This window comes from Cellulomonas gelida, from assembly GCF_006538725.1.
Classification (GTDB): Bacteria; Actinomycetota; Actinomycetes; order Actinomycetales; family Cellulomonadaceae; genus Cellulomonas; species Cellulomonas gelida.
Genome location: NZ_BJLQ01000002.1, coordinates 80,712 through 101,759, shown reverse-complemented (window position 1 = coordinate 101,759; position 21,048 = coordinate 80,712). Strand labels below are relative to the sequence as shown.

Annotated in this window: 18 protein-coding genes; 16 read left to right on the top strand and 2 right to left on the bottom strand. The window is 70.7% G+C overall.

The annotated features are described in order from the left end of the window. Nucleotides 1–30: 30 nt before the first annotated feature. Nucleotides 31–1,458, top strand: coding sequence for a pyruvate kinase (pyk, locus tag CGE01nite_RS00790; RefSeq protein ID WP_048341435.1), 1,428 nt, complete (start codon nt 31–33; stop codon nt 1,456–1,458). Nucleotides 1,459–1,542: 84 nt separating this feature from the next. Here pyk and CGE01nite_RS00785 read toward each other — a convergent pair whose 3' ends face one another. Then, nucleotides 1,543–2,430, bottom strand: a complete 888-nt coding sequence (locus CGE01nite_RS00785) for an alpha/beta fold hydrolase (RefSeq protein ID WP_141368399.1) — start codon at nt 2,428–2,430, stop codon at nt 1,543–1,545. Between the two features lie 79 nt (nt 2,431–2,509). Between CGE01nite_RS00785 and CGE01nite_RS00780 the strand changes: the two genes are divergently transcribed. The 9 genes from CGE01nite_RS00780 (at nt 2,510) to CGE01nite_RS00740 (ending at nt 14,618) form a co-directional block, all read left to right on the top strand. Then, complete coding sequence (locus CGE01nite_RS00780) at nt 2,510–4,183, top strand: GspE/PulE family protein (RefSeq protein WP_048341434.1); 1,674 nt, start codon at nt 2,510–2,512, stop codon at nt 4,181–4,183. 139 nt (nt 4,184–4,322) lie between these two features. Further along, on the top strand, nt 4,323–6,110 hold the full coding sequence (locus CGE01nite_RS00775) for a type IV pilus twitching motility protein PilT (RefSeq protein ID WP_141368397.1): 1,788 nt from the start codon (nt 4,323–4,325) through the stop codon (nt 6,108–6,110). After that, nucleotides 6,110–7,333, top strand: coding sequence for a type II secretion system F family protein (locus CGE01nite_RS00770; protein ID WP_141368395.1), 1,224 nt, complete (start codon nt 6,110–6,112; stop codon nt 7,331–7,333). The genes CGE01nite_RS00775 and CGE01nite_RS00770 overlap by 1 nt, the downstream gene beginning before the upstream one ends. A gap of 261 nt (nt 7,334–7,594) precedes the next feature. Beyond that, the gene (locus CGE01nite_RS00765) at nt 7,595–8,020 is read left to right on the top strand and encodes a type II secretion system protein (protein ID WP_141368393.1); all 426 of its coding nucleotides are present in this window, start codon (nt 7,595–7,597) and stop codon (nt 8,018–8,020) included. Between the two features lie 204 nt (nt 8,021–8,224). Then, nucleotides 8,225–9,289 (top strand): type IV pilus modification PilV family protein, encoded by a 1,065-nt coding sequence (locus tag CGE01nite_RS00760; RefSeq protein ID WP_141368391.1) that lies wholly within the window; start codon nt 8,225–8,227, stop codon nt 9,287–9,289. Further along, nucleotides 9,289–10,047, top strand: coding sequence for a PilW family protein (locus CGE01nite_RS00755; protein WP_048341430.1), 759 nt, complete (start codon nt 9,289–9,291; stop codon nt 10,045–10,047). The genes CGE01nite_RS00760 and CGE01nite_RS00755 overlap by 1 nt, the downstream gene beginning before the upstream one ends. A gap of 20 nt (nt 10,048–10,067) precedes the next feature. After that, nucleotides 10,068–11,996 carry a pilus assembly PilX family protein gene (locus tag CGE01nite_RS00750; protein ID WP_229747526.1) on the top strand — a complete coding sequence of 643 codons (1,929 nt, stop codon included), beginning with the start codon at nt 10,068–10,070 and terminating at the stop codon, nt 11,994–11,996. Nucleotides 11,997–12,160: 164 nt separating this feature from the next. Next, entirely contained in the window at nt 12,161–13,933 is a 1,773-nt protein-coding gene (locus CGE01nite_RS00745) for a prepilin-type N-terminal cleavage/methylation domain-containing protein (protein WP_048341428.1), read from the top strand. Next, nucleotides 13,926–14,618 (top strand): PilW family protein, encoded by a 693-nt coding sequence (locus tag CGE01nite_RS00740; RefSeq protein ID WP_170210849.1) that lies wholly within the window; start codon nt 13,926–13,928, stop codon nt 14,616–14,618. Before CGE01nite_RS00745 ends, CGE01nite_RS00740 begins: the two co-directional genes overlap by 8 nt. A 220-nt stretch (nt 14,619–14,838) precedes the next feature. Here the strand turns inward: CGE01nite_RS00740 and CGE01nite_RS00735 are convergent, their stop codons facing one another. After that, nucleotides 14,839–15,153 carry a hypothetical protein gene (locus CGE01nite_RS00735; protein ID WP_141368389.1) on the bottom strand — a complete coding sequence of 105 codons (315 nt, stop codon included), beginning with the start codon at nt 15,151–15,153 and terminating at the stop codon, nt 14,839–14,841. A gap of 113 nt (nt 15,154–15,266) precedes the next feature. Here CGE01nite_RS00735 and CGE01nite_RS00730 point away from each other — a divergent pair, with 113 nt between their 5' ends. The 6 genes from CGE01nite_RS00730 to aroC all read left to right on the top strand — a co-directional run bounded on the left by CGE01nite_RS00730 (nt 15,267) and on the right by aroC (nt 21,024). Then, nucleotides 15,267–16,208, top strand: coding sequence for a hypothetical protein (locus tag CGE01nite_RS00730; RefSeq protein ID WP_141368387.1), 942 nt, complete (start codon nt 15,267–15,269; stop codon nt 16,206–16,208). A gap of 4 nt (nt 16,209–16,212) precedes the next feature. Beyond that, nucleotides 16,213–16,998, top strand: a complete 786-nt coding sequence (locus tag CGE01nite_RS00725) for a prepilin peptidase (RefSeq protein ID WP_048341425.1) — start codon at nt 16,213–16,215, stop codon at nt 16,996–16,998. Between the two features lie 130 nt (nt 16,999–17,128). Further along, nucleotides 17,129–18,193, top strand: coding sequence for a type IV pilus assembly protein PilM (gene pilM / locus CGE01nite_RS00720; RefSeq protein WP_048341424.1), 1,065 nt, complete (start codon nt 17,129–17,131; stop codon nt 18,191–18,193). Further along, the gene (locus tag CGE01nite_RS00715) at nt 18,190–18,945 is read left to right on the top strand and encodes a PilN domain-containing protein (protein WP_048341423.1); all 756 of its coding nucleotides are present in this window, start codon (nt 18,190–18,192) and stop codon (nt 18,943–18,945) included. Before pilM ends, CGE01nite_RS00715 begins: the two co-directional genes overlap by 4 nt. Nucleotide 18,946: 1 nt before the next feature. Beyond that, a complete protein-coding gene (locus CGE01nite_RS16810; RefSeq protein ID WP_170210848.1) occupies nt 18,947–19,744 on the top strand; it encodes a hypothetical protein in 798 nt (265 codons plus the stop codon). 92 nt (nt 19,745–19,836) lie between these two features. Beyond that, a complete protein-coding gene (gene aroC / locus CGE01nite_RS00705; RefSeq protein WP_048341421.1) occupies nt 19,837–21,024 on the top strand; it encodes a chorismate synthase in 1,188 nt (395 codons plus the stop codon). The last annotated feature ends 24 nt before the right edge of the window (nt 21,025–21,048 follow it).

Genomic DNA, 21,048 nt, shown 5'->3' with positions numbered 1-21,048 from the left:
CAAATCATCGAAAGGCATAGGCTCGCCTTCATGCGTAGAGCAAAGATCGTCTGCACCCTTGGCCCGGCGACGGAGTCGCTCGACATGATCCAGGCGCTGGTCGACGCCGGCATGGACGTCGCCCGGATCAACCGGAGCCACGGCGAGCCCGAGGAACACGCCAAGGTCATCAAGAACGTCCGTGCCGCCGCCCAGGCGTCCGGTCGCTCGGTCGCGGTCCTCGTGGACCTGCAGGGCCCCAAGATCCGCCTCGGCCGTTTCATCGAGGGCAAGCACGACGTCGCCGTGGGTGACACGTTCACCATCACGGTCGACGACGTCGAGGGCACCAAGGAGCGCGTCTCGACGACGTTCAAGGGCCTGATCGGCGACGTGAAGCCCGGCGACCCGATCCTGATCGACGACGGCAAGGTGCTCGTCCGCGTCATCGAGGTCGTCGGCAACGACGTCGTCACGCGCGTCGAGGTGCCCGGCACCGTCTCCAACAACAAGGGCCTCAACCTGCCCGGCGTGGCCGTGTCCGTCCCCGCCATGAGCGACAAGGACGAGGCCGACCTGCGCTGGGGCCTGGCGCAGGGCGCCGACTTCATCGCGCTCTCGTTCGTCCGGGCCGCCTCGGACTACGACCGCGTCCGCCAGATCATGGAGGAGGAGGGCCGGGTCGTCCCGGTCGTCGCCAAGATCGAGAAGCCGCAGGCCGTCGAGAACCTCGCCGAGATCGTCCAGGCGTTCGACGGCATCATGGTCGCCCGCGGCGACCTGGGTGTGGAGCTGCCGCTCGAGCAGGTCCCGCTCGTGCAGAAGCGCGCCGTCGAGCTCGCTCGTCGTAACGCCAAGCCGGTCATCGTCGCCACCCAGGTGCTCGAGTCGATGACGACGAACCCCCGCCCGACGCGTGCCGAGGCCTCGGACTGCGCCAACGCCGTGCTCGACGGCGCCGACGCGGTCATGCTCTCGGGCGAGACCAGCGTGGGCGACTACCCGATCGAGACCGTCCGCACGATGGCTCGGATCATCGAGGCCACCGAGCAGCTCGGTCGCGAGCGCATCGCGCCGCTCGGCTCGACGCCCCACACGCGTGGTGGAGCGATCACCCGTGCCGCCGCCGAGATCGGCGAGCGGATCGGCGTGAAGTACCTCGTCACGTTCACGCAGTCCGGCGACTCGGCGCGGCGCATGTCGCGCCTGCGTTCGCCGATCCCGCTGCTCGCGTTCACGCCGGTCGAGTCGGTGCGCAACGTGCTCTCGCTGAGCTGGGGCGTGCAGACCTACCAGGTCCCGACCGTCTCGAGCACCGACGAGATGGTCGACCAGGTCGACAAGACGCTGCAGGCCAACGGTCTCGCCGAGACCGGCGACTACGTGGTGGTCGTGTCCGGCGCGCCCGTGGGCGTCGTGGGCTCGACGAACTCGATCGTCGTGCACAAGATCGGCGACGAGTCCGAGCGCATCGCCTGACGTCCTGACCTCGACGGGCCCGTCGCCCGGTCCACGTGACCGGCGCGGCGGGCCCGTCGTCGTACGCGCAGGACGGCCCGAGCGTCAGGGGGTGTGCTGCGGCGCGAGCTCGCGCAGCGCGTCCACCAGGACGCGGTTGAACGCGTCGGGAGCGTGCGTGTTGACGTCGTGTCCCGCGCGGGGGACGACCGTGAGGCGGGCGCCGGCGTGCGCGCGCAGGTACCGACGCTCCTCGAGGCGCAGCGGGTCGCGGCGACCGTTCACGAGCCAGACGGGCAGCGTCAGGCGGCGCAGGTCGGACAGCGGCGAGTAGGCGGCCAGGGCGTGCAGCATGTCGGTGACGACGTGCCACGAGCCGCCGCCGAGCCGCAGCGCGCGGGTGACACCGGTCGAGACCCGGCTGTAGCCGCGCAGCAGCGGCCCGCGGGTCTGCGTCGAGCACCCCGCTGCGACGACGCCGGCGATGCGGTCCTCGTGGCGACCGGCGTAGGCGAGGGTCACGTACCCGCCGAGCGAGAGCCCGACCAGCAGCGGGGGAGCCGAGCAGCCCGCGACCGCCGCGTCGACGGCCTCGAGCGCGCCCTCGAGCGTGAACCGCTCGTGGGACCGCGCGCCGTGCCCGGGAAGGTCGATCGCGACGGCGACGTGCCCGAGTCGCTCGAGCTCGGCGACCTGGGGCGCCCAGATGGCCGACGACGTGCGCGTGCCGTGCACGAGGACGATCGGGCGCGCCTCGGCGCCGATCTGCCGTGCGGCGTGGGCGACTGCGGCGGCGTCTGGGGCCGGGTCGACGACGAGCGTGGGGCGGGTCGCGCGGGGGGACGCGGCGGTGCGGGGGAGTGCAGGGGTGCTGATGACGAGCTCCTGGCGTGGGGACTGGCGCGAGCATACGCGCGCCGTCTGGGAGCGCCCTGATGGACGGCCGGCGTGCACGAGGTCTCCCCACGGCGGACGCACGACCCGCCCCGCCATCGATCGTCCCGTTCTGCTCAGGCGCGGTCGGTCGGGTGCCGATAGGTCGATGACGGCCGTCGTGTCACTGGGAGGTGCTGTGAAGCAGCTGGGCGAGATTCTGCTCGAAGAGGGTCTGGTCACCGAGGCGCAGCTGCTGTCTGCGCTCGACGAGCAGCTCGTGTCGGGCACGTCCCTGGGGCGCACGCTGGTCGAGCTCGGGATGCTGACGGAGAACCAGCTCGTCCAGGCGCTCGCCGCGCAGGTCGGGATGCAGTTCATCGACCTCGACGAGCACCCCGTGGACCGCGCCGCGGTCGCGATGGTCCCCGGCGCGCTGTGCCGTCGGTACAGCGTGCTGCCCATCGCCATCCAGAACGGCGTGCTGATCCTGGCGACGGCGGACCCGGGCAACGTCATGGCGGTCGACGACGTGCGCACGATGTCGGGGATGCAGGTCACCCCGGTGATCGCGACCTACGACAACGTCGTGCGCGCGATCGACCGGTTCGTGCGTGCCGACGGCGAGATGGAGAACCTCTCGTCGGCGTTCGAGGACGCGCAGGTCGAGCCCGAGGCGGACCTGTCGAAGATGGGCGACTTCGTCGACGACGACGCGCCGATCGTGCGGTACGTGAACCTGCTCGTGACGCAGGCGATCACCGACCGCGCCTCGGACATCCACATCGAGCCGTCCGAGCACGACCTGCGGGTGCGCTACCGCATCGACGGCGTGCTGCACGAGACGCAGCGCTCGCCCAAGAACATCACCGGCGGCGTCATCTCCCGCGTGAAGATCATGAGCGACATCGACATCGCCGAGAAGCGCAAGCCGCAGGACGGCCGCATGTCGGTGGTGCACAACGGTCGCAAGATCGACCTGCGCGTGGCGACGCTGCCGACGGTGTGGGGCGAGAAGATCGTCATGCGCATCCTCGACAACTCCACCGCGAGCCTGGACCTGCGCGACCTGTCCTTCCTCGACCACAACTACGAGACGTACAAGGAGTCGTACACCAAGCCGTACGGCATGATCCTGGTCACCGGTCCCACCGGCTCGGGGAAGTCGACGACGCTCTACGCCACGCTGAACGCCGTCTCCAAGCCCGACATCAACGTGATCACCGTCGAGGACCCGGTCGAGTACCGCCTCGCGGGCATCAACCAGGTGCAGGTCAACCCGAAGGCCGGGCTCACGTTCGCGGCCGCGCTGCGGTCGATCCTGCGCTCGGACCCGGACGTGGTGCTGCTCGGTGAGATCCGTGACCACGAGACCGCGCAGATCGCCATCGAGGCAGCCCTCACGGGACACCTCGTGCTGTCCACCCTGCACACCAACGACGCCCCGTCTGCCGTGACGCGTCTGACGGAGATGGGCATCGAGCCGTTCCTCGTCGGGTCCGCGCTCGACTGCGTCGTCGCCCAGCGCCTCGCGCGGCGCCTGTGCTCGAAGTGCAAGGTGCCGTACCAGCCGTCCGTCGAGGAGATGGAGGCCGCACGGTTCCCGTGGGTCCCGGGGGAGCCCGTGCCCGAGCTGTTCCGGCCGGGCGGGTGCACGGCATGCTCCAAGACCGGTTACAAGGGACGGCTCGCGCTGCACGAGGTCATGCGGGTCACCGAGGAGATCGAGCGGCACGCCGTCGCGCACTCGTCGGCCGCCGACATCGCGAACACCGCCATGCAGCAGGGCATGACCTCGCTCCGCAACGACGGCTGGTACAAGGTCGTCATGGGTCAGACCTCGATCGAGGAGATCCTGCGCGTCGTCGCCTGACCTGGTCTCCGGCGTGGGTCCGGGGTCGAAGTACCTGGGGCGATCTGCTCAAGTCGGGTGCGGCGACCGCCGATGAAGCGACCGGGGCCAGGAGGCCGACCTGACGTCGCGGGCTGCGCGACACCCGGGAGGAAATGACGTGAGCGAGTACTACCAGCCGCAGGGCGAGCCGACGCGCCCCCTGCCGCCGTACCGCCCGGCAGGGCCGCAGGCCGGAGCCCCCGCGGCGGGCGGTCAGCCGACGTTCTCACCGATCCCCTCCCAGTCCGTCGGTGCGCCGTTGCCGCCGACTGCCCAGCAGCCCGTCGCTCAGCCGCAGCCCGCCGCGGCGGGAGCGACGCTGTCGGTCGCGGCGGCGCGCGAGCAGTTCCGCACCCCGGCGTCGCCGGCGACGGGGAGCGTCGCGCACCCGACCTTCACGCCGGCCGGCGCCGCGTACGCGCCCGGGGGCGGCACGCCCGGCCCCGCGGCCGCCTTCACGCCCGGTGGAACGACGCCCGCACCGGCCGCGACGTTCCACCCGAACGGTCCGGCGGCGCCCGCCACCTTCACCCCCGGCGGTGCCACGTTCAGCCCGGTGCCGTCCCAGTCGCAGCCACCGGCACCCGCGGCCGCCGCACCGGTCGGCACCTTCACGCCCGCACCGGCGCAGCAGGCACCGGCCGCACCGCAGGGGCCGCGCCCGGGGCAGGCGCCCGCAGGCGGCCAGCCGACCGCTCAGCGTCGTGACCGTGCCGCAGCGCGGGTCGGCATGGCGCAGGAGGCGCAGGAGGGGGACATCTCGATCGACAACGTGCTGACCCAGATGGTCGAGCTCAACGCGTCGGACGTCCACTTCACCACCGGCGCCCCGCCGATGGTCCGCATCTCGGGGGCGCTCAAGCCGCTCGAGGGCTTCCCGGCGATGATGCCGGAGCCGCTGCGGCGCACGCTGTACTCGATCCTCACGCAGAAGCAGCGCGAGACGTTCGAGACGAACCTCGAGCTGGACTTCTCGCACGCGGTGCGCGGGCTCGCGCGCTTCCGAGTGAACCTCTACCAGCAGCGTGAGTCGATCGGTGCCGCGTTCCGCGTGATCCCGTACGAGATCAAGCCGCTCGAGGAGCTCGGCGTCCCCGCGGTCGTCGCGAACTTCGCGGGCCTGCCGCGTGGCCTCGTCCTGGTCACAGGCCCCACGGGCTCGGGCAAGTCGACGACGCTCGCCTCGATCGTCGACCTCGCGAACCGCACGCGCGAGGACCACATCATGACGGTCGAGGACCCGATCGAGTTCCTGCACCGGCACAAGAAGTCGCTGGTCAACCAGCGCGAGGTCGGCGCGGACACACTGTCGTTCGCCAACGCGCTCAAGCACGTGCTCCGGCAGGACCCGGACATCATCCTCGTCGGCGAGATGCGCGACCTCGAGACGATCTCGGTAGCGCTCACCGCAGCCGAGACGGGCCACCTGGTCTTCGCGACGCTGCACACGCAGGACGCCGCGCAGACCATCGACCGTGTCATCGACGTGTTCCCCGCGCACCAGCAGGACCAGGTCCGCACGCAGCTCGCGGGCGCGCTGCAGGGCGTCGTCTGTCAGACGCTCTGCAAGCGGGCGGACTCGCCCGGCCGCGCGGTCGCGACCGAGGTGCTCGTGGCCACGCCCGCGATCCGCAACCTCATCCGTGAGGGCAAGACGCACCAGATCTACTCGTCCATGCAGGCCGGCGCGAAGCAGGGCATGCACACGATGGACCAGCACCTGGCCGAGCTCGTGAAGCAGGGGAAGATCACCTACGAGGTCGGCCTCGAGAAGTGCCACCACGCCGAGGACTTCAACCGGCTGACCGGCCGGTTCTCCGGTGCCACGCAGGGCAGCGCCAACCTGGCCGACCCTGTGATGACCGGCGAGCCGATGCTCGGCGCCACGCACGGACAGGTGATGTGATGTCGAACGAGGCGAAGACGTTCGAGTACGCGGTCCGCGACAAGAGCGGCAAGCTCGTCAAGGGCCGCGTCGAGGCGCCCACCCAGGCGGCGGTCGCGAACCGTCTGCGGGACATGGGCCTGGCCGCGGTCTCGATCTCCGAGGTCAGCTCCGGCGGCCTCAACCGCGAGATCAACATCGGTGGGGAACGCGTCGGGCTCAAGGACCTCGCGGTCATGTCGCGCCAGATGGCGACGATGATCGACTCGGGCCTGTCACTGCTGCGCGCGCTGTCGATCCTGGCCGAGCAGACCGAGAGCAAGCCGCTCGCGCGGATCATCGGCCAGGTCCGCAACGACGTCGAGGTCGGCACCGCGCTGTCGATCGCGTTCGCGAAGCACGACCACATCTTCCCGCCGCTCATGATCAACATGGTCAAGGCGGGGGAGGTCGGCGGCTTCCTCGACAAGGCGATGGTCTCGATCGCGGACAACTTCGAGGCCGAGGTCAAGCTCAAGAACAAGATCAAGTCGGCGATGACCTACCCGGTCGTGGTGTTCGTGGTCGCGATCCTCGCGACGATCGGCATGCTGCTGTTCATCGTCCCGGTCTTCGCGGGGATGTTCACGACGCTCGGCGGCGACCTGCCGCTGCCGACCAAGATCCTGGTCCAGCTCTCGGAGTTCATGAAGATCACCATCATCCCGCTCGTGATCGCCCTCGCGGTCTTCAGCGGCTGGTGGGGCAAGCACAAGAACGACCGCGCGGTGCGCGAGAAGATCGACCCGCTCAAGCTGCGCCTGCCGGTGTTCGGCAACCTGTTCCGCAAGATCGCGGTCGCGCGGTTCACCCGCAACTTCGGCACCATGATCAGCTCGGGCGTCCCGCTGCTGCAGGCGCTCGAGGTGGTCGGCGAGACGAGCGGCAACATGGTCGTCGAGCACGCCGCCAAGGACGTGCAGGAGTCCGTGCGCCGTGGTGAGTCGCTCGCCGGCCCGCTCGCGCACCACGCCGTCTTCCCGCCCATGGTCGTGCAGATGATGGCGGTCGGCGAGGACACGGGCGCGCTCGACACGATGCTCGGCAAGGTCGCCGACTTCTACGACGACGAGGTCGAGGCGACCACCGACCAGCTCACGAGCCTCATCGAGCCGATCATGATCGTCGTCATCGGCGCGATCATCGGCAGCATGGTCATCGCGATGTACATGCCGATCTTCGGGATCTTCAACCTCATCGAGTAGGTCGCAGGCACGGGTCCGGGTACCGGGCCTCCACGACGCCCCACGCAACGCCGCCGGTCCTCACGGCGGCGTTGCGTTTTGTCCGTCGATGCCCGGCAAAGGATCACCGTGCGCCGTTCGGGTGAATCTGCGTCGAACTGGAACTCACGCTTAAGTCCGGGGCACCAGCGGACGATCTTGCGGGAGTAGTTCTGAACCGGCCCTGCGGCCGGACTGAGTTGGACATCCACAGCATTCGCACTCGACTTCAGGAGCTCAGCAATGATCGCTCGCATCCGCAAGTCCATGCAGGAGAAGGACCAGGGCTTCACCCTGATCGAGCTCCTCGTCGTCATGATCATCATCGGCATCCTCGCGGCCATCGCGATCCCGGTGTTCCTCAACCAGCGCAAGAAGGCCGAGGACTCGGCGGCCAAGGCGGACGTCTCCACGCTCGGCAAGGAGATCGCCACGTACTTCGTGGACTGGGACGGCACCACTGCCGTCACGGCCGACATCACGGGCGGCAAGCTCACGGTGAACGGCGAGGCGGTCGGCAACGCGTCGAAGAACGTCGACTTCGGCAACCTGACCGGCGCGTCGGACGACCAGGACTGGTGCGTCTACGTCACCAACGACAAGGGTGACAAGGCCGCGACCGGCTACAAGTACTCCGCCGCGGGCGGCCTCGAAGAGGGCACCTGCTGATCTGACGCTTTGACGAGAAAGGGCGGGAGTTTCGACTCCCGCCCTTTCTCGGAGGCTCGATGCCCGATTTATGTCCGGTTATCGGATTCGTACTCTAGACCCCGTGATCTCACCCTTCCGGCCGATTCCCATGCGATTCCCACCGCAGTTGGATGGGGGAAGGCCGCGAGTGCGGCCGCTTCAAGGAAAGGCGTTGGAAGTCAGATGCCTGAACGTGCGACGAAGCGCGACGAGCGCGGGGACGACGGCTTCTCGATGGTCGAGCTGACCGTCGCGATGCTCGTCCTGGGCATCCTGTCGATGGTCGTGGTCGGGATCGTGCTGCAGACCCAGGCGATGAGCGTCTCGAACCGCAGCAGGGTCGCTGCGGCCAACCTCGCGGCGCGCGAGCTCGACATCGTGCGCGAGGAGTTCAGCCGGGACGCCGACGCGCCGGCCGAGGTCGCGGACGAGGGCACGGTCGACAACCCGCACCCGCTCACCGGTCAGGTCGCGGGTCAGGCGCTCGTGGTCGACGGGACGTCGTACACCGTGCGCCGCACGAGTGCCTGGAACCTCACCGGGCACGGGGTCTCCGCGTGCGACGGCGGCTCGGTCGTCAACTACCCGACGCTGCGGGTGGCCGTCGAGGTCACCTGGGACGGCATGGGTCAGGTGGCGCCGGTGACGTCGGTCGCGGCGCTCGCGCCGCGCAAGGACGACAAGGTCGTCGGCACGCACGGTTACGTGGCCGTCAAGGTCTCGACCGCCAAGGGGGCACCCAGCTCGGGCCGGTCGGTGATCGTGTACTCGGCCACGGAGACGCGCTCGGGCGTCACCGACGCGTCCGGCTGCGCGGTGGTGCAGGTGAACCCTGCGAGCTCGGGCACCCTGTACTCCGCCAGGCTGTCGGACTCCGGCTACGTCGACGTCTCCGGCACGGCCGAGCCGGTGAAGTCCGTAGGCCTGGTGGAACGCGGCAAGCTCAACAACAACACGACCTTCGCGTACGACAAGGCCATGGCCCTGCGGATCCGGTTCGTCGACGCGGCCGGCGACCTCGTGGCCGACTCGGATGTCGCGGGCCAGCCGTACACGCTCGTCGCGGCGGAGTACGCAGGAGCCTCGGGCGCCCGGCTCCTCGTCGCCGACGCCGCGGTCGTCGACCTCACGGGGCTGTGGCCGACGCAGTACGGCGCCTACCTGGGCACCCTGCCTCCCGCAGGCGGCTACGCCACGGTCGCCCCGGGCGGACCCGGCATCCCGACCATCGACGTGGTGGTGCCGTGATGAGACCACGTCTGGACCGCCTGCGCCGCGACGAGCGCGGCACGAGCCTGGCCGAGCTGCTGATCGGCATGACCATCTTCTCGATCCTCATGGCCGCCCTCACGACGCTCGCGATCGGGTACCACCGCGTCAACGCGCAGAGCATCGCCCGCCAGGACCAGGTCGACGCGGCGCGCACGGCCGCTGAACGGCTCACGAAGGTGGTGCGCACGGCAGTCAAGCCGAGCCAGCTCATCAACTGCGTGACGTCGACGTGCTCCGAGCTCGATGCCTTCGTGAGCGCGTCGTCGACGTCCATGAAGTTCTACGCGAACCTCGACAACGCGGGGAACGCCGTGGGGCCGCGTCAGGTGACCTACACGCTCGAGCCGACGGGCGCGGGCGAGGCGCGGCTCGTCGAGCGCGTGCAGCGCCCGGACTCGTCGACCCCCGGGAGCAACGGCTACAGCTACTGCGACGCCCTCGCAGCGGGCGCCTCCGGGACGTGCAAGGCGCGCATGACGACGAAGGTCCTGGCCGAGGGCGTGCAGACGGACGGGCCGGTCGCTCCGCTCGTCTACTTCAACAACGACGGCGACGCCATGACCCCCGGGTCGGGCGGTGCCTTGACGGCCCTGCAGATCGACCAGGTCCTGTCGATCGAGTTCACCCTGCGGGTCCGGTCCGACGACCGGAACTCCACGGGACCCACGACCTACATCCAGCGCGTCCTGCTCCCGAACTCGCAGGCCGTGCTGCGTCCAGGGGAGGACGAATGAGCCCGGCCCGAGCAGTCCGCGTGCGGCAGCGTGTGCGGACGCGGGTGCTCGCACCCCGCACGGCACCCGACGGGGAGCGCGGGTCGATCCTCGTGGTCGTCGTCGGGACGATGCTCATCCTCGGCATGCTCGCGATGACCGGGCTGACGTACACGATGAGCAGCCAGAAGTTCGCGCGGTACGACCAGGACTACTCCTCCGCGATGGCGGCGGCGCAGTCGGGTGTGGACGACTTCATCAGCCGGATCAACCGGATGGACGCGTACGGCTACACCCCGGACTGCACGAACGCGGCGTGGCGCGGCCCGATGCCGGCGAGCAGCAACGCGTGCGGCTGGGGCCCGTCGACGGCGGTGGGCTGGTTGCCGGTCGAGCCCGGGCAGACGAACCCGCGCGCGCCGCACTTCCACTACACGGTCGACTCCTCGCAGCGGGCGCAGGGCACCTACCGGCTCGTCGTCACGGGCCGGGTCCGCGACACGTACCGCACGATCGACACGACCGTCGGCAAGGGTGGCTCGACCGACTACGTCTACTACACGGACTTCGAGTCGGCCGACCCCGCGAACGTCCAGGCGTACGGCGCGGGCGGCACCTCGGTCGTCGCGTGCGGCAAGGACGGCTCGTCGAGCGCGTCGTACTGGCACTCGGTCCCGAGCCGTTCGGGCAAGGGCTGCACCGAGATCACGTTCATCGGCGGTGACTCGCTGGACGGCGAGGTGTTCACCAACGACACGATCCTCGGCACCGCCTACTCCGGTCTGAAGCCGCGCTTCGTCAAGCAGGTCTGGACCGCCGACCCCAAGTGCGCGACGGCCACGGCGTCGTCGTCCACGTGGGAGTCCAAGTGCCTGCGCTCGGGGAGCGTCGCCGACTTCAACGGGGTCAGGCCGAAGTACCACGACCCGCTGTACCTCCCGGACAACTCCGCGGCCTTCGCGTCCACGCCCGGCTGCCACTACTACGGCTCGACGCGCGTCGTGTTCGCCGCCAACGGCACCATGCGGGTCTGGAACAAGACGGCGGTGAACGGCGGCAAGGCGCCGACGCCGACTGCCGCCCCCGGCGGCACCGCACCGACCTGCGGGACGCTCGCGCAGCTCAACAGCGCGTCCGGCGCGACGGTGCCCGTGCCGACCGACATGGTCATCTACGCGGACCACTCCGGCGCTGCGAACCGGCAGTGCTTCGCCGGCGAGCTCGGCGGACCGACGGGATCCACCCTCCCGGTCGGCTCGTTCACGGGCGCCAACCCGACGTCGGCGAGCTCGACGTACACGGCCGACGAGAACATGCTCGAGCTGACGAAGCAGTGCGGCCGGGGCAACCTCTACGCGGAGGGCGTGCTGAACGGCCGCGTGACGCTCGCCTCGGCCCAGTCGATCATCGCGACCGGTGACCTGGTGCTCAACGGCGGGACGGTGACCGGCACGGACCTGCTCGGCCTGGTCGCCACCGACTCCGTCGAGGTCTTCCACCCGCGGCTCGGCACCATGAAGGCCCAGGCGAAGTGCGCGGTCTTCTACTCCAACGGCACGTGCAAGACGTACAGCTCGACGCAGTTCGAGTGGAAGAGCGCGCTCGAGAGCGTCGGTGAGGTCTCGGGCTGGCCCCAGCGCTACAAGGAGCCGGGCGCACCCGCGTACGTCCCGACGAAGGGCATCCAGATCGCCGGGTCGATCCAGACCCTGCTGCACTCGTTCTACGTGCAGAAGTACAACGTCGGCGGGGACAAGGGCACGCTGTTCGTCAAGGGCTCGATCGCGCAGCGTTGGCGCGGCGTCGTCGGCCAGACGGTGAGCGGGACCCAGAACGGCTACACGAAGCTCTACCAGTACGACACGCGCCTGCAGTTCACGACGCCGCCCTACTTCCCGAAGTGGGCCAACGCGAAGTACACGCTGCGTTACTCCGGAGAGGTGAACACGCCCGCCGCGACCCGGACCTGATGCCGCGTTCCTCCTGCCGCGTCGCTTTCGCCCGTCTCGTCAGCCAAGACGTGCGTGTGCACGCGGCCGGCGGGGCTCATGGTGGCGCCGAGTTGCGCCGATACGTCGGTCAGGACTCCTGGACGACTGTCCGTGGGAGCGGTGTCATGAGTGGGAGGTCGTCCGTGGCCGAGGTTCGACCGCCGACGAGCGAGGACGACTCCGGGTTCACGCTCATGGAGCTCCTCGTCGCGATGATCATCATCGGCGGGGTGCTGCTCGGCCTGGCCGCGGTGCAGACCTCCGCACTGGTGACGACCGCGCAGACGCGGCAGCGCACCCTCGGGACCGCGGTGACCAACCAGGTCATGGAGCAGCTGCGCGCACTGCCGTGGAACACGCTCAACAAGGGCCTGCACGCGGGCTTCGCGAGCGCCGACGGCGTCGACCCGAACGTGTCCGGCACGCACCTGCGCCCGCCGATGGAGCCCAGCATCGACGAGGTGCTCATCACGAGCACCGCTCAGGCCACCAACCGCGCACCGTTGTCCGGCGCCAGCGGCTCGAACGTCACGCGCACGAGCAACCCGGAGGCACCGGGGATCCGCTTCACGTCGCGCTCCTACGTCACCCGGGCCGCAGCGGATCCCGACGTGCTCACGCTGACCGTCATCACGACCTGGAAGGCGAACCAGCAGGCCAAGCAGCGCCACGTGGTCATGCGCTCGAGCGCCTACGCGCCGCAGGGCGGCTGCGGTGACGCCAACAACCAGCCGTACCTCGGCGCGTGCCAGGCGCTGTTCTCGTCCAGCGCGGGTGGCACCGGACCGCAGACGACCATCACGGCCGCGTTCGGCGGAGTCGTCGGCGACCCCGCGGTCGACTCGACCACGCCGATCCTGCCGGGCACCGACACGACCGTCGCCTCGTTGCGCGTCGGTCAGGCCGGCGTCGGCGTCACGGCGCAGCAGTCGACGAACGCGGAGTCCAGCGCGCTGCACGCGAGCGGCGCGCTGACCGCCGCCGGCGCGACCGACCCGAGCGCGACGACGGGCGGTGACAAGGCCGCGATCCAGGCCTCCAACGACGTCGGGTCGGCTGGCGCCGCTCCGCTCGACCCCGCGCCGGTGACGTCCGTGGGTGTCGCGGGCACGCTCGCGGTCGACACCGGCCCGCTGCGGCTCGCCCTCACGCCCGGCTCCGGGGACCAGGGGAAGGTCAGCTCCTCGACGGTGACGTCGTGCGCGACCGGGATCCCCGCGGCGGCGCCCTGTGCCGCCTCGGTCCTGACGTCGTCCTCGCCGTCCGTCACGGCGCTGACGATCACCGGGACCACGTTCGAGCTCAGCCGGATCGGCAGCTCGAGCATGACCACGTTCGGGGCGCGCCTGAGCACGGCCGTGGGCGCCTCCGCCATCGGCTGCACCACGTTGTCGGGCCCCGGCTGCACGGCGGCCGGTGCATCGCGCAGCCTGGGCACCGTCACCTCCGGCTCCGGGCCGTGGTCCGGGGGCAAGGCGAGCAGCGGTCTGCTGCAGGTCACGTCCTACACGGACGCGACGCGGGTGGACCGCGGCCTCGCGCAGCGGACCTCGGCCGCCGTCACGACGCGCTCGGGATCGGTGCGGTACTGGAACGGCTCGGCGTACACGACCGTGACGCTCTCGGGGGCGACGAACATCACCGCGAACACGGGCGCGGTCACCTGGGCCAGCGGCGCCTACACCGTGACCGCGAGCGGTCAGGTCTCCGTCACCCCGGTCTCGTCGCTCGCGTCCGCGGCGGATCCCGCGGGCTGCACGGGCGAGGGATGCTCGATCTCGTCGGAGACCGGCGCGATCACCCTCGCCGTGCACTACCGCGTCACGGGCCCGTCCGGCACCTTCGCGTTCGTCGTCACGACGAGCCTCGGCGGTGCCCGCGCGGCGGCCGGCTTCAAGGCGGCTCCCGGTGCGTGAGTCGATCGCGCGCGTGCGCGCGCTGCAGCGGCGTGACGAGTCGGGCTACACGCTCGTCGAGCTCCTCGTGGTCATGGGGATCTTCATGGGTCTCATGACGATCGTGTTCGGGATCATGCTCACGATGGCGCGCCAGACGAAGGACAACCTGGCCCGCACCGAGGCGACCGAGCAGGTCCGGATCGGGCTCATGCAGATCGACCGGCAGGTGCGCTCGGGGAACGTGATCTCCGACCCGGCCGCCGAGACGTTCGCGATGTCGGGCGCCGACACCCACTACTCGCTGCGCGTGTACACCCAGACCGACGGCGTCTACCAGTGCGTGCAGTGGCGCGTCGTGTTCGGCGCGACCTCGGAGTTCGGGCGCCTGGAGTACCGGTCGTGGAAGCCGTCGTGGCAGTCCACCGGTGGCGTCGAGTCGTGGCGCACGGTCGCTCGCGACGTCGTGCGGCCGACGTCGGCGACGGTCGTCGAGACCGACCCGAGCACCTGGCCGCCGTTCTTCGTCGAGCAGACCAACGCCGAGTCGTCGTCCAACGCGCAGACCATCCGCGTGACGCTGCGCGTCAAGGACCCCGACCAGCGCGAGGACTCGAAGGCCGCGACTGTCACGTCGACGCTCACGGGGCGCAACACGATCTTCGGCTACCCGGCCGACACCTGCTCGCCGGTCCCGCCGGCGTGAGGACGAGGAGGAGCAGCATGCGTGCAGTCATCCGCCGCCGGCTCGCGGGCGTCCGCGACGACCGGGGCAGTGTGCTCGTCGCCGCCGTCGCGGTCGCGATCGTCGGCGTGATGCTCGCGCTCACGGTGGTCGGCTCGGTCATCGTCGCGACGCGCAGCTCGGGCAAGGACCGCGCGCGCAGCACCGAGGTGCACGCGGCCGAGGGCATCGTCGACCACGTCTACGCCGACCTCGAGACCGCGACGCCGTGCCGCTGGCCGGCCACGGGGAGCGCCAGCGCGGGCACCACTCCGTCGCGCGTCACGGGCAACGCGACGATCGCGTACTTCGACAAGGACGGCAAGGCGCTCACCTGCGCGTCCGGCGCGGTCACCGGCGGGACGGCCGCCACGGCCGTCGTGACGGCGACGGCGAAGGAGGGCGACGGCTCGACGCGCACCATGCAGTCGAAGGTCGCGCTGACGCCCTCGGTGATCACGGGGCGCGGAGCGGCGATCTTCGCGGCGAACAGCATCATGACGACCAACTCGTTCACCGTGACGACCGCGCTGCCCGACACCGCCGTCGACGTGTGGGTCGACTCGGGGGACGTCGACTGCAACTCGGGCGTCACCGTCAACGGCAACCTGATCGTCGTCAGCGGGGGGGGTGCGCATCTCGGGGGCCTGCCGGGTCACGGGCAACCTGTGGAGCAAGAAGGACGTCGAGATCTCCCAGGCCCACACGGGTGGCCTGCAGAGCGTCGGCCAGTCGCTGTTCGCGACCGCCAACGCGCGCATGAACTCGGGCGTGAAGATCGGGCAGGACGTCGTGCTGACCGGTGCGCTCACGCAGTGGGGCCCGATCCAGGTCGGCGGCGCGATCCGCACCGGTGTCGGCGCCGCGCAGATCCCGCAGTACATCAAGAAGGGCCTCCCCGAGGTCACCTACCGCCCGTCGGACTGGGTCGGCTTCGCGAACACGGGGGACCGGCAGGCGGCCTACCGCACGTGGGTCCGGGCGAACGCGGCCGCGAACGGCGCGCCGAGCTGGGCGAGCTCCATGAACGCGAGCGGCACGCAGTGCACGGTCGCCGGCGCGAGCTACGACCTCAACGGCCCGCTCGTCGGCCCGACCGTGCCCACGGTGTTCGACACGCGCAACTGCGCGACGACGCAGTTCGAGAACGGTCTGAACATCAAGCTCCGGTCCGACATGGTGATCTTCGCGAACAGCTTCTACTCGACCGGCAACTTCCGCGTGACCTCGGCCGACGGCGCCCAGCACAAGTTCTGGATCATCGTGCCCGACAAGAACCCGAACGGCGTCGCGGAGTGCGCGGGCGGGATCGGCAACATCAAGGGCGACTCGGGCAGCCTCGCGGTCGCCCCGATCACGGTCTTCATGTACACGCCGTGCACGATCGACACGAACAACGACACGCAGATCCACGGACAGCTCTACGGTGGCACCGTCAACCTTCGCAACCCCGTGACGATCAACTACGTCCCGATCGGCATCCCGGGCGTCGACCTGCCCTCGACGGACCCGGTCGGCAACGCGGGCTATCGCGTGGACGTCGTCTACAAGCGCGAGATCGGAACTCCCTGAGCGCATGAGCGCAGCACTCGTCCTCCTGTCGGGTCTCGTCGGCCTGGCGATCGGCTCGTTCCTCAACGTCGTCGTCTGGCGTGTCCCGCGGGGTGAGTCCGTGGTGCACCCGCCGTCGGCGTGCCCGAGGTGCGGGCACGCGATCCGCGGGCGGGACAACGTCCCGGTGCTCTCGTGGCTCGTGCTGCGTGGTCGCTGCCGCGACTGCGGGGAGCCGATCTCGCCGCGCTACCCGCTCGTCGAGCTCGGGACCGGCGTGCTGTTCGCGCTGACGGCCTGGTGGACGGGCCCCGAGTGGGTGCTGCCGGCGCTGCTGTACCTCGTGGCGATCAGCGTCGCGCTCGCGCTCATCGACATCGACACGCACCGCCTGCCCAACGCGATCGTGCTGCCGTCGTACCCGGTCGCTGTGGTGCTGCTCGCCCTCGCGAGCTGGAACCCCACCGGGGACGCGGACTGGCAGGCGCTCGTGCGCGCGCTCATCGGCGGCGCGGTGCTGTACGCGGTCTACTTCGTGACGGTGCTCGTCTACCCCGCGGGCATGGGCTTCGGCGACGTCAAGCTCGCCGGGGTGCTCGGTCTCTATCTCGGGTGGTTCGGCTGGGGCGCGCTCGCGCTCGGCTGGTTCGCGGCCTTCGTGCTGGGCGGCGTCTACGCGGTCGCACTGCTCGCGCGTGGGCGGGCCGGGCGCAAGTCGGCGATCCCGTTCGGGCCCTGGATGCTGCTCGGCGCGGCCTTCGGGATCGTCGCGGGGGAGCCCCTGTGGACCTGGTACCTGGGCAGCATCTGACCTGCGTCTGAGGCGCGACCGGAGCAGCGCGGACGAGCCGCAAGCGATCACCGATTCCGCTCAAGTCGGGAGTGATCGCTCCCGATAGGTCAGAGGAATCCGCTCGCCGTCTGCGCATGAAGGGACACCCGTGGCCAACACACGTGTCATCGGCCTCGACATCGGCACGTCCGCGGTTCGCGCGGCCGAGCTCGAGTTCGGCGCCGGTGGACCGAAGGGGAAGACGCCGCCGACTCTGGTGCGCTACGGAGAGGTGCCGGTGCCGCTCGGCGCCGTCCGCGACGGCGAGGTCATCCAGCCTGAGAGCGTGGCCACCGCGCTGCGCCAGCTCTGGTCGCAGGCCAAGTTCGAGTCGAAGGAAGTCATCCTCGGCGTCGGCAACCAGCGTGTCCTCGTGCGCGAGCTCGAGGTGCCGTGGATGCCCGTCGCGCAGATCAAGGAGTCGCTGCCGTACCAGGTGGGCGAGATGCTCCCGATGGCGGTCGACGACGCGCTCCTCGACTTCTACCCGACGGGCGAGACGGACTCGCCGCAGGGCCGGCAGGCACGCGGCATGCTCGTCGCCGCCCAGCGCGACACCGTGACGGCGAACGTGCTCGCCGCGGAGGCGGCCGGTCTGCAGCCGCAGATGGTCGACCTGAACGCGTTCGCGCTGCTGCGCGCGCTGGCCCGCGGAGACCTCGCCAACGCGACCGCGGCCTTCGTCGACATCGGTGCGACCATCACGACGGTCGTCGTGGCCGCACGCGGGGTCCCGCGCCTGGTGCGCTCGCTGCCCTCCGGTGGTCAGCACGTGACGAACGCGCTCGCGACCGCGCGGAGCATCTCCGCGCCGGAGGCCGAGGCGCTCAAGCGCGAGATCGGCATCGGCTACGCGGTGTCCCCGGACCGGCAGGACGCCGCCGAGGCGGTCACGCACGTGGTGCGCGGGCTCGTCGAGTCCGTCCGCAACACGTTCGTCTACTACGCGGGGAACAACCCCGGCGGCGCCATCGACGTCGTCGTGCTGTCGGGCGGCGGTTCGCACCTGCCCGGCCTCGGCCAGTACCTGTCGAGCGCGAGCCGGCTCCCGGTGACGCTCGCCGACCCGCTCGCCGGTCTGCGCATGGCGAAGACCGCGCGCCGCGACCAGATCACCGGACGTGAGTCGTGCGTGGCTCTCCCGGTCGGACTCGCCTACGGAGTTGCCGCATGAGCGCGCTGCTGGAGCGTCCCCGCCTCAAGACCAAGGGTGGGGCGCAGACGATCGTCGGAACCACCCTCCCGCAGGTCAACCTGCTCCCGCCCGAGGTGCGTGCGGCCCGCGGGCTGCGCAGGACCAAGCGGATGCTGGTGTTCGTCCTGCTCGGCACGCTCGCGTTCTGCGCGCTCGCCTGGGTGTTCTCGCTGTTCGAGGCCTCGACCGCGCAGTCGGACCTGGATGCCGCCGACGAGGACACGCTGCGGATCCAGGGGCAGCTGGCCGACCCGAAGTACGCCGAGGTGCCCAAGGTCCTCGGCGCGCTCGACGCGAGCAAGCTGGCGCTGCCGCTCGCGATGTCGACCGACGTCAACTGGTCGGGCTACGTCGGGGCGATCGCCGCCGTGCTCCCGGAGGGTGCGAGCATCGACTCGTTCACCGTGACGTACGCGACGCCCATGGAGGGCGCCCCGGAGCCGACCTCCCCGCTGCAGGCACCGAGCCTCGGCCAGATCGCCTTCTCGGGTCGCTCGGTGGCGGTTCCCGACACGGCCGCATGGCTCAAGGCGCTCAACTCCGTCCCGGGCTTCCAGGACGCGTGGCTGGACTCGACGGCGGTGACCGGCGACGAGGAGAGCGGCGACTACTACGCGTTCTCGTCCACGGTGCAGGTCTCCGACCTCGCGCTGACGCACCGCTTCGGCCCAGTCCCCACGGGCGACGCGGCCACGGACAAGGCGGCCGACGACACGAAGACGGAGAACTGACATGGCTTCCAACGCGAAGCGCGCCTGGATCGGCGGCACCGCGTTCGCCGCCGCCGTGCTGGCCGCCGGCTCGTGGTTCTTCGCCGTCTCGCCGAACCTGACGGCGGCCTCGGAGCGCCGGGCGGAGGCCGAGGACACGCGCGCGTTCAACGACGTCCTCAACCTCAAGCTCGCCAAGCTCAAGTCCGACTTCGGCAAGCTCGACACCTACAAGGCGGACCTGGCCGCGGCCGAGACGCAGATCCCGCCGCAGGCGCAGCTGGAGACGTACCTGGACGGCCTCGACGCGATCGCGGTCGCCCGCGGGGTGACGATCACGGCCGCGACCGCCGGGACGCCGGAGGAGTTCGTCCTCGCGGAGGTCGAGGAGCCCACGCCGACCCCCTCGGAGTCCGCGGACTCCGAGGACGCCGCGACGGACGAGGAGACCTCTGACTCGAACGCTGCGGACAAGGAAGAGAAGAAGGGCCCGAAGATCCCCGAGGGGCTCACGGCGATCCCGGTCTCCGTGACGGTCCTGGGCACGTACGACAGCACCATGGCCTTCCTCGACGACGTGTACCGCACGACGCCCCGGGTCTTCCTGGTCTCGGCGCTCACGGGCACCTCGCAGAAGGAGTCCGAGGGCACCGCAGGGAAGCCGGCGACGGCGAGCGGCGACCAGGAGCTCGTCATCACGGGGTACATCTACGTGCTGCCGAACAAGCTGACCCCGGAGACGAGCGAGCCCCCGGCCGGCCCGATCGAGCTCCCGTCCAAGCCCGGCAAGAACCCGCTGCTCCCCGTCCAGGGCGACTGACCGGGTCACAGCACTTCTCGCACGACGACAGCGGGCGCCCGCGGTGTGGACCGACACCGTGGGCGCCCGTTGCCGCATGAAAGGATCACGGCATGCTGCGGTGGTTGACGGCTGGTGAGTCGCACGGTCAGGCGCTGGTCGGGGTCCTCGAGGGGCTTCCGGCCGGCGTCGAGGTCGTGACGGCGGACATCCAGGAAGCGCTCGCGCGGCGCCGGCTCGGGTACGGGCGCGGCGCACGCATGAAGTTCGAGCAGGACGAGGTGCGGATCCTGGGCGGGCTGCGCCACGGCGTCAGCCAGGGCGGACCGCTCGCGATCGAGATCGGCAACACCGAGTGGCCCAAGTGGGTCGAGGTCATGTCCGCCGACCCGGTCGAGGACCCGAGCGTGCTCGAGCGCGCGCGCAACGCGCCGCTCACGCGCCCGCGACCGGGCCACGCCGACCTCGTCGGCATGCGCAAGTACGCGTTCGACGACGCGCGGCCCGTGCTCGAGCGCGCCTCGGCGCGTGAGACGGCCACCCGCGTCGCACTCGGCACCGTGGCGGCGAAGCTGCTCGAGCAGGCCGCGGGCATCCGGCTCGTCTCGCACGTCGTCGGCATCGGTCCGGTCGCCGTGCCGGACGACGCCGACCTGCCGACCCCGGACGACGTGGCGGCACTCGACGCGGACCCGGTGCGCTGCCTGCACGCCGCGACGTCGGCCGCGATGGTCGCCGAGATCGACGAGTGCCACAAGGACGGCGACACGCTCGGGGGAGTGGTCGAGGTGCTGGCCTACGGCGTGCCCTCCGGGCTCGGTTCGTACGTCCACGCCGACCGGCGCCTCGACGCTCGCCTCGCGAGCGCGCTCATGGGCATCCAGGCGATCAAGGGCGTCGAGGTCGGCGACGGCTTCCGCACGGCCACGCGTCGGGGCTCGGCCGCGCACGACGAGATCGACCGCGTCGACGGGCGCGTCCAGCGGCGCTCCAACCGCGCCGGCGGGCTCGAGGGTGGCATGACCAACGGCGAGATCGTCCGCGTGCGCGCCGCCATGAAGCCGATCTCGACGGTGCCCCGTGCGCTCGCGACGATCGACACGAGCACGGGTGAGCCGGCCAAGGCCCAGCACCAGCGCTCCGACGTGTGCGCCGTGCCGCCCGCCGCGGTGGTCGCCGAGGCGATGGTCGCCCTCGTGCTCGCGGACGCACTGCTCGAGAAGACCGGGGGCGACTCCGTCGCGGAGGTGCGCCGCAACCTCACCGCGTACGTCGCAGCGATCCCCGAGCTGCTCCGCTGATCCGCGGCTCGCTCGCGCCGCGGC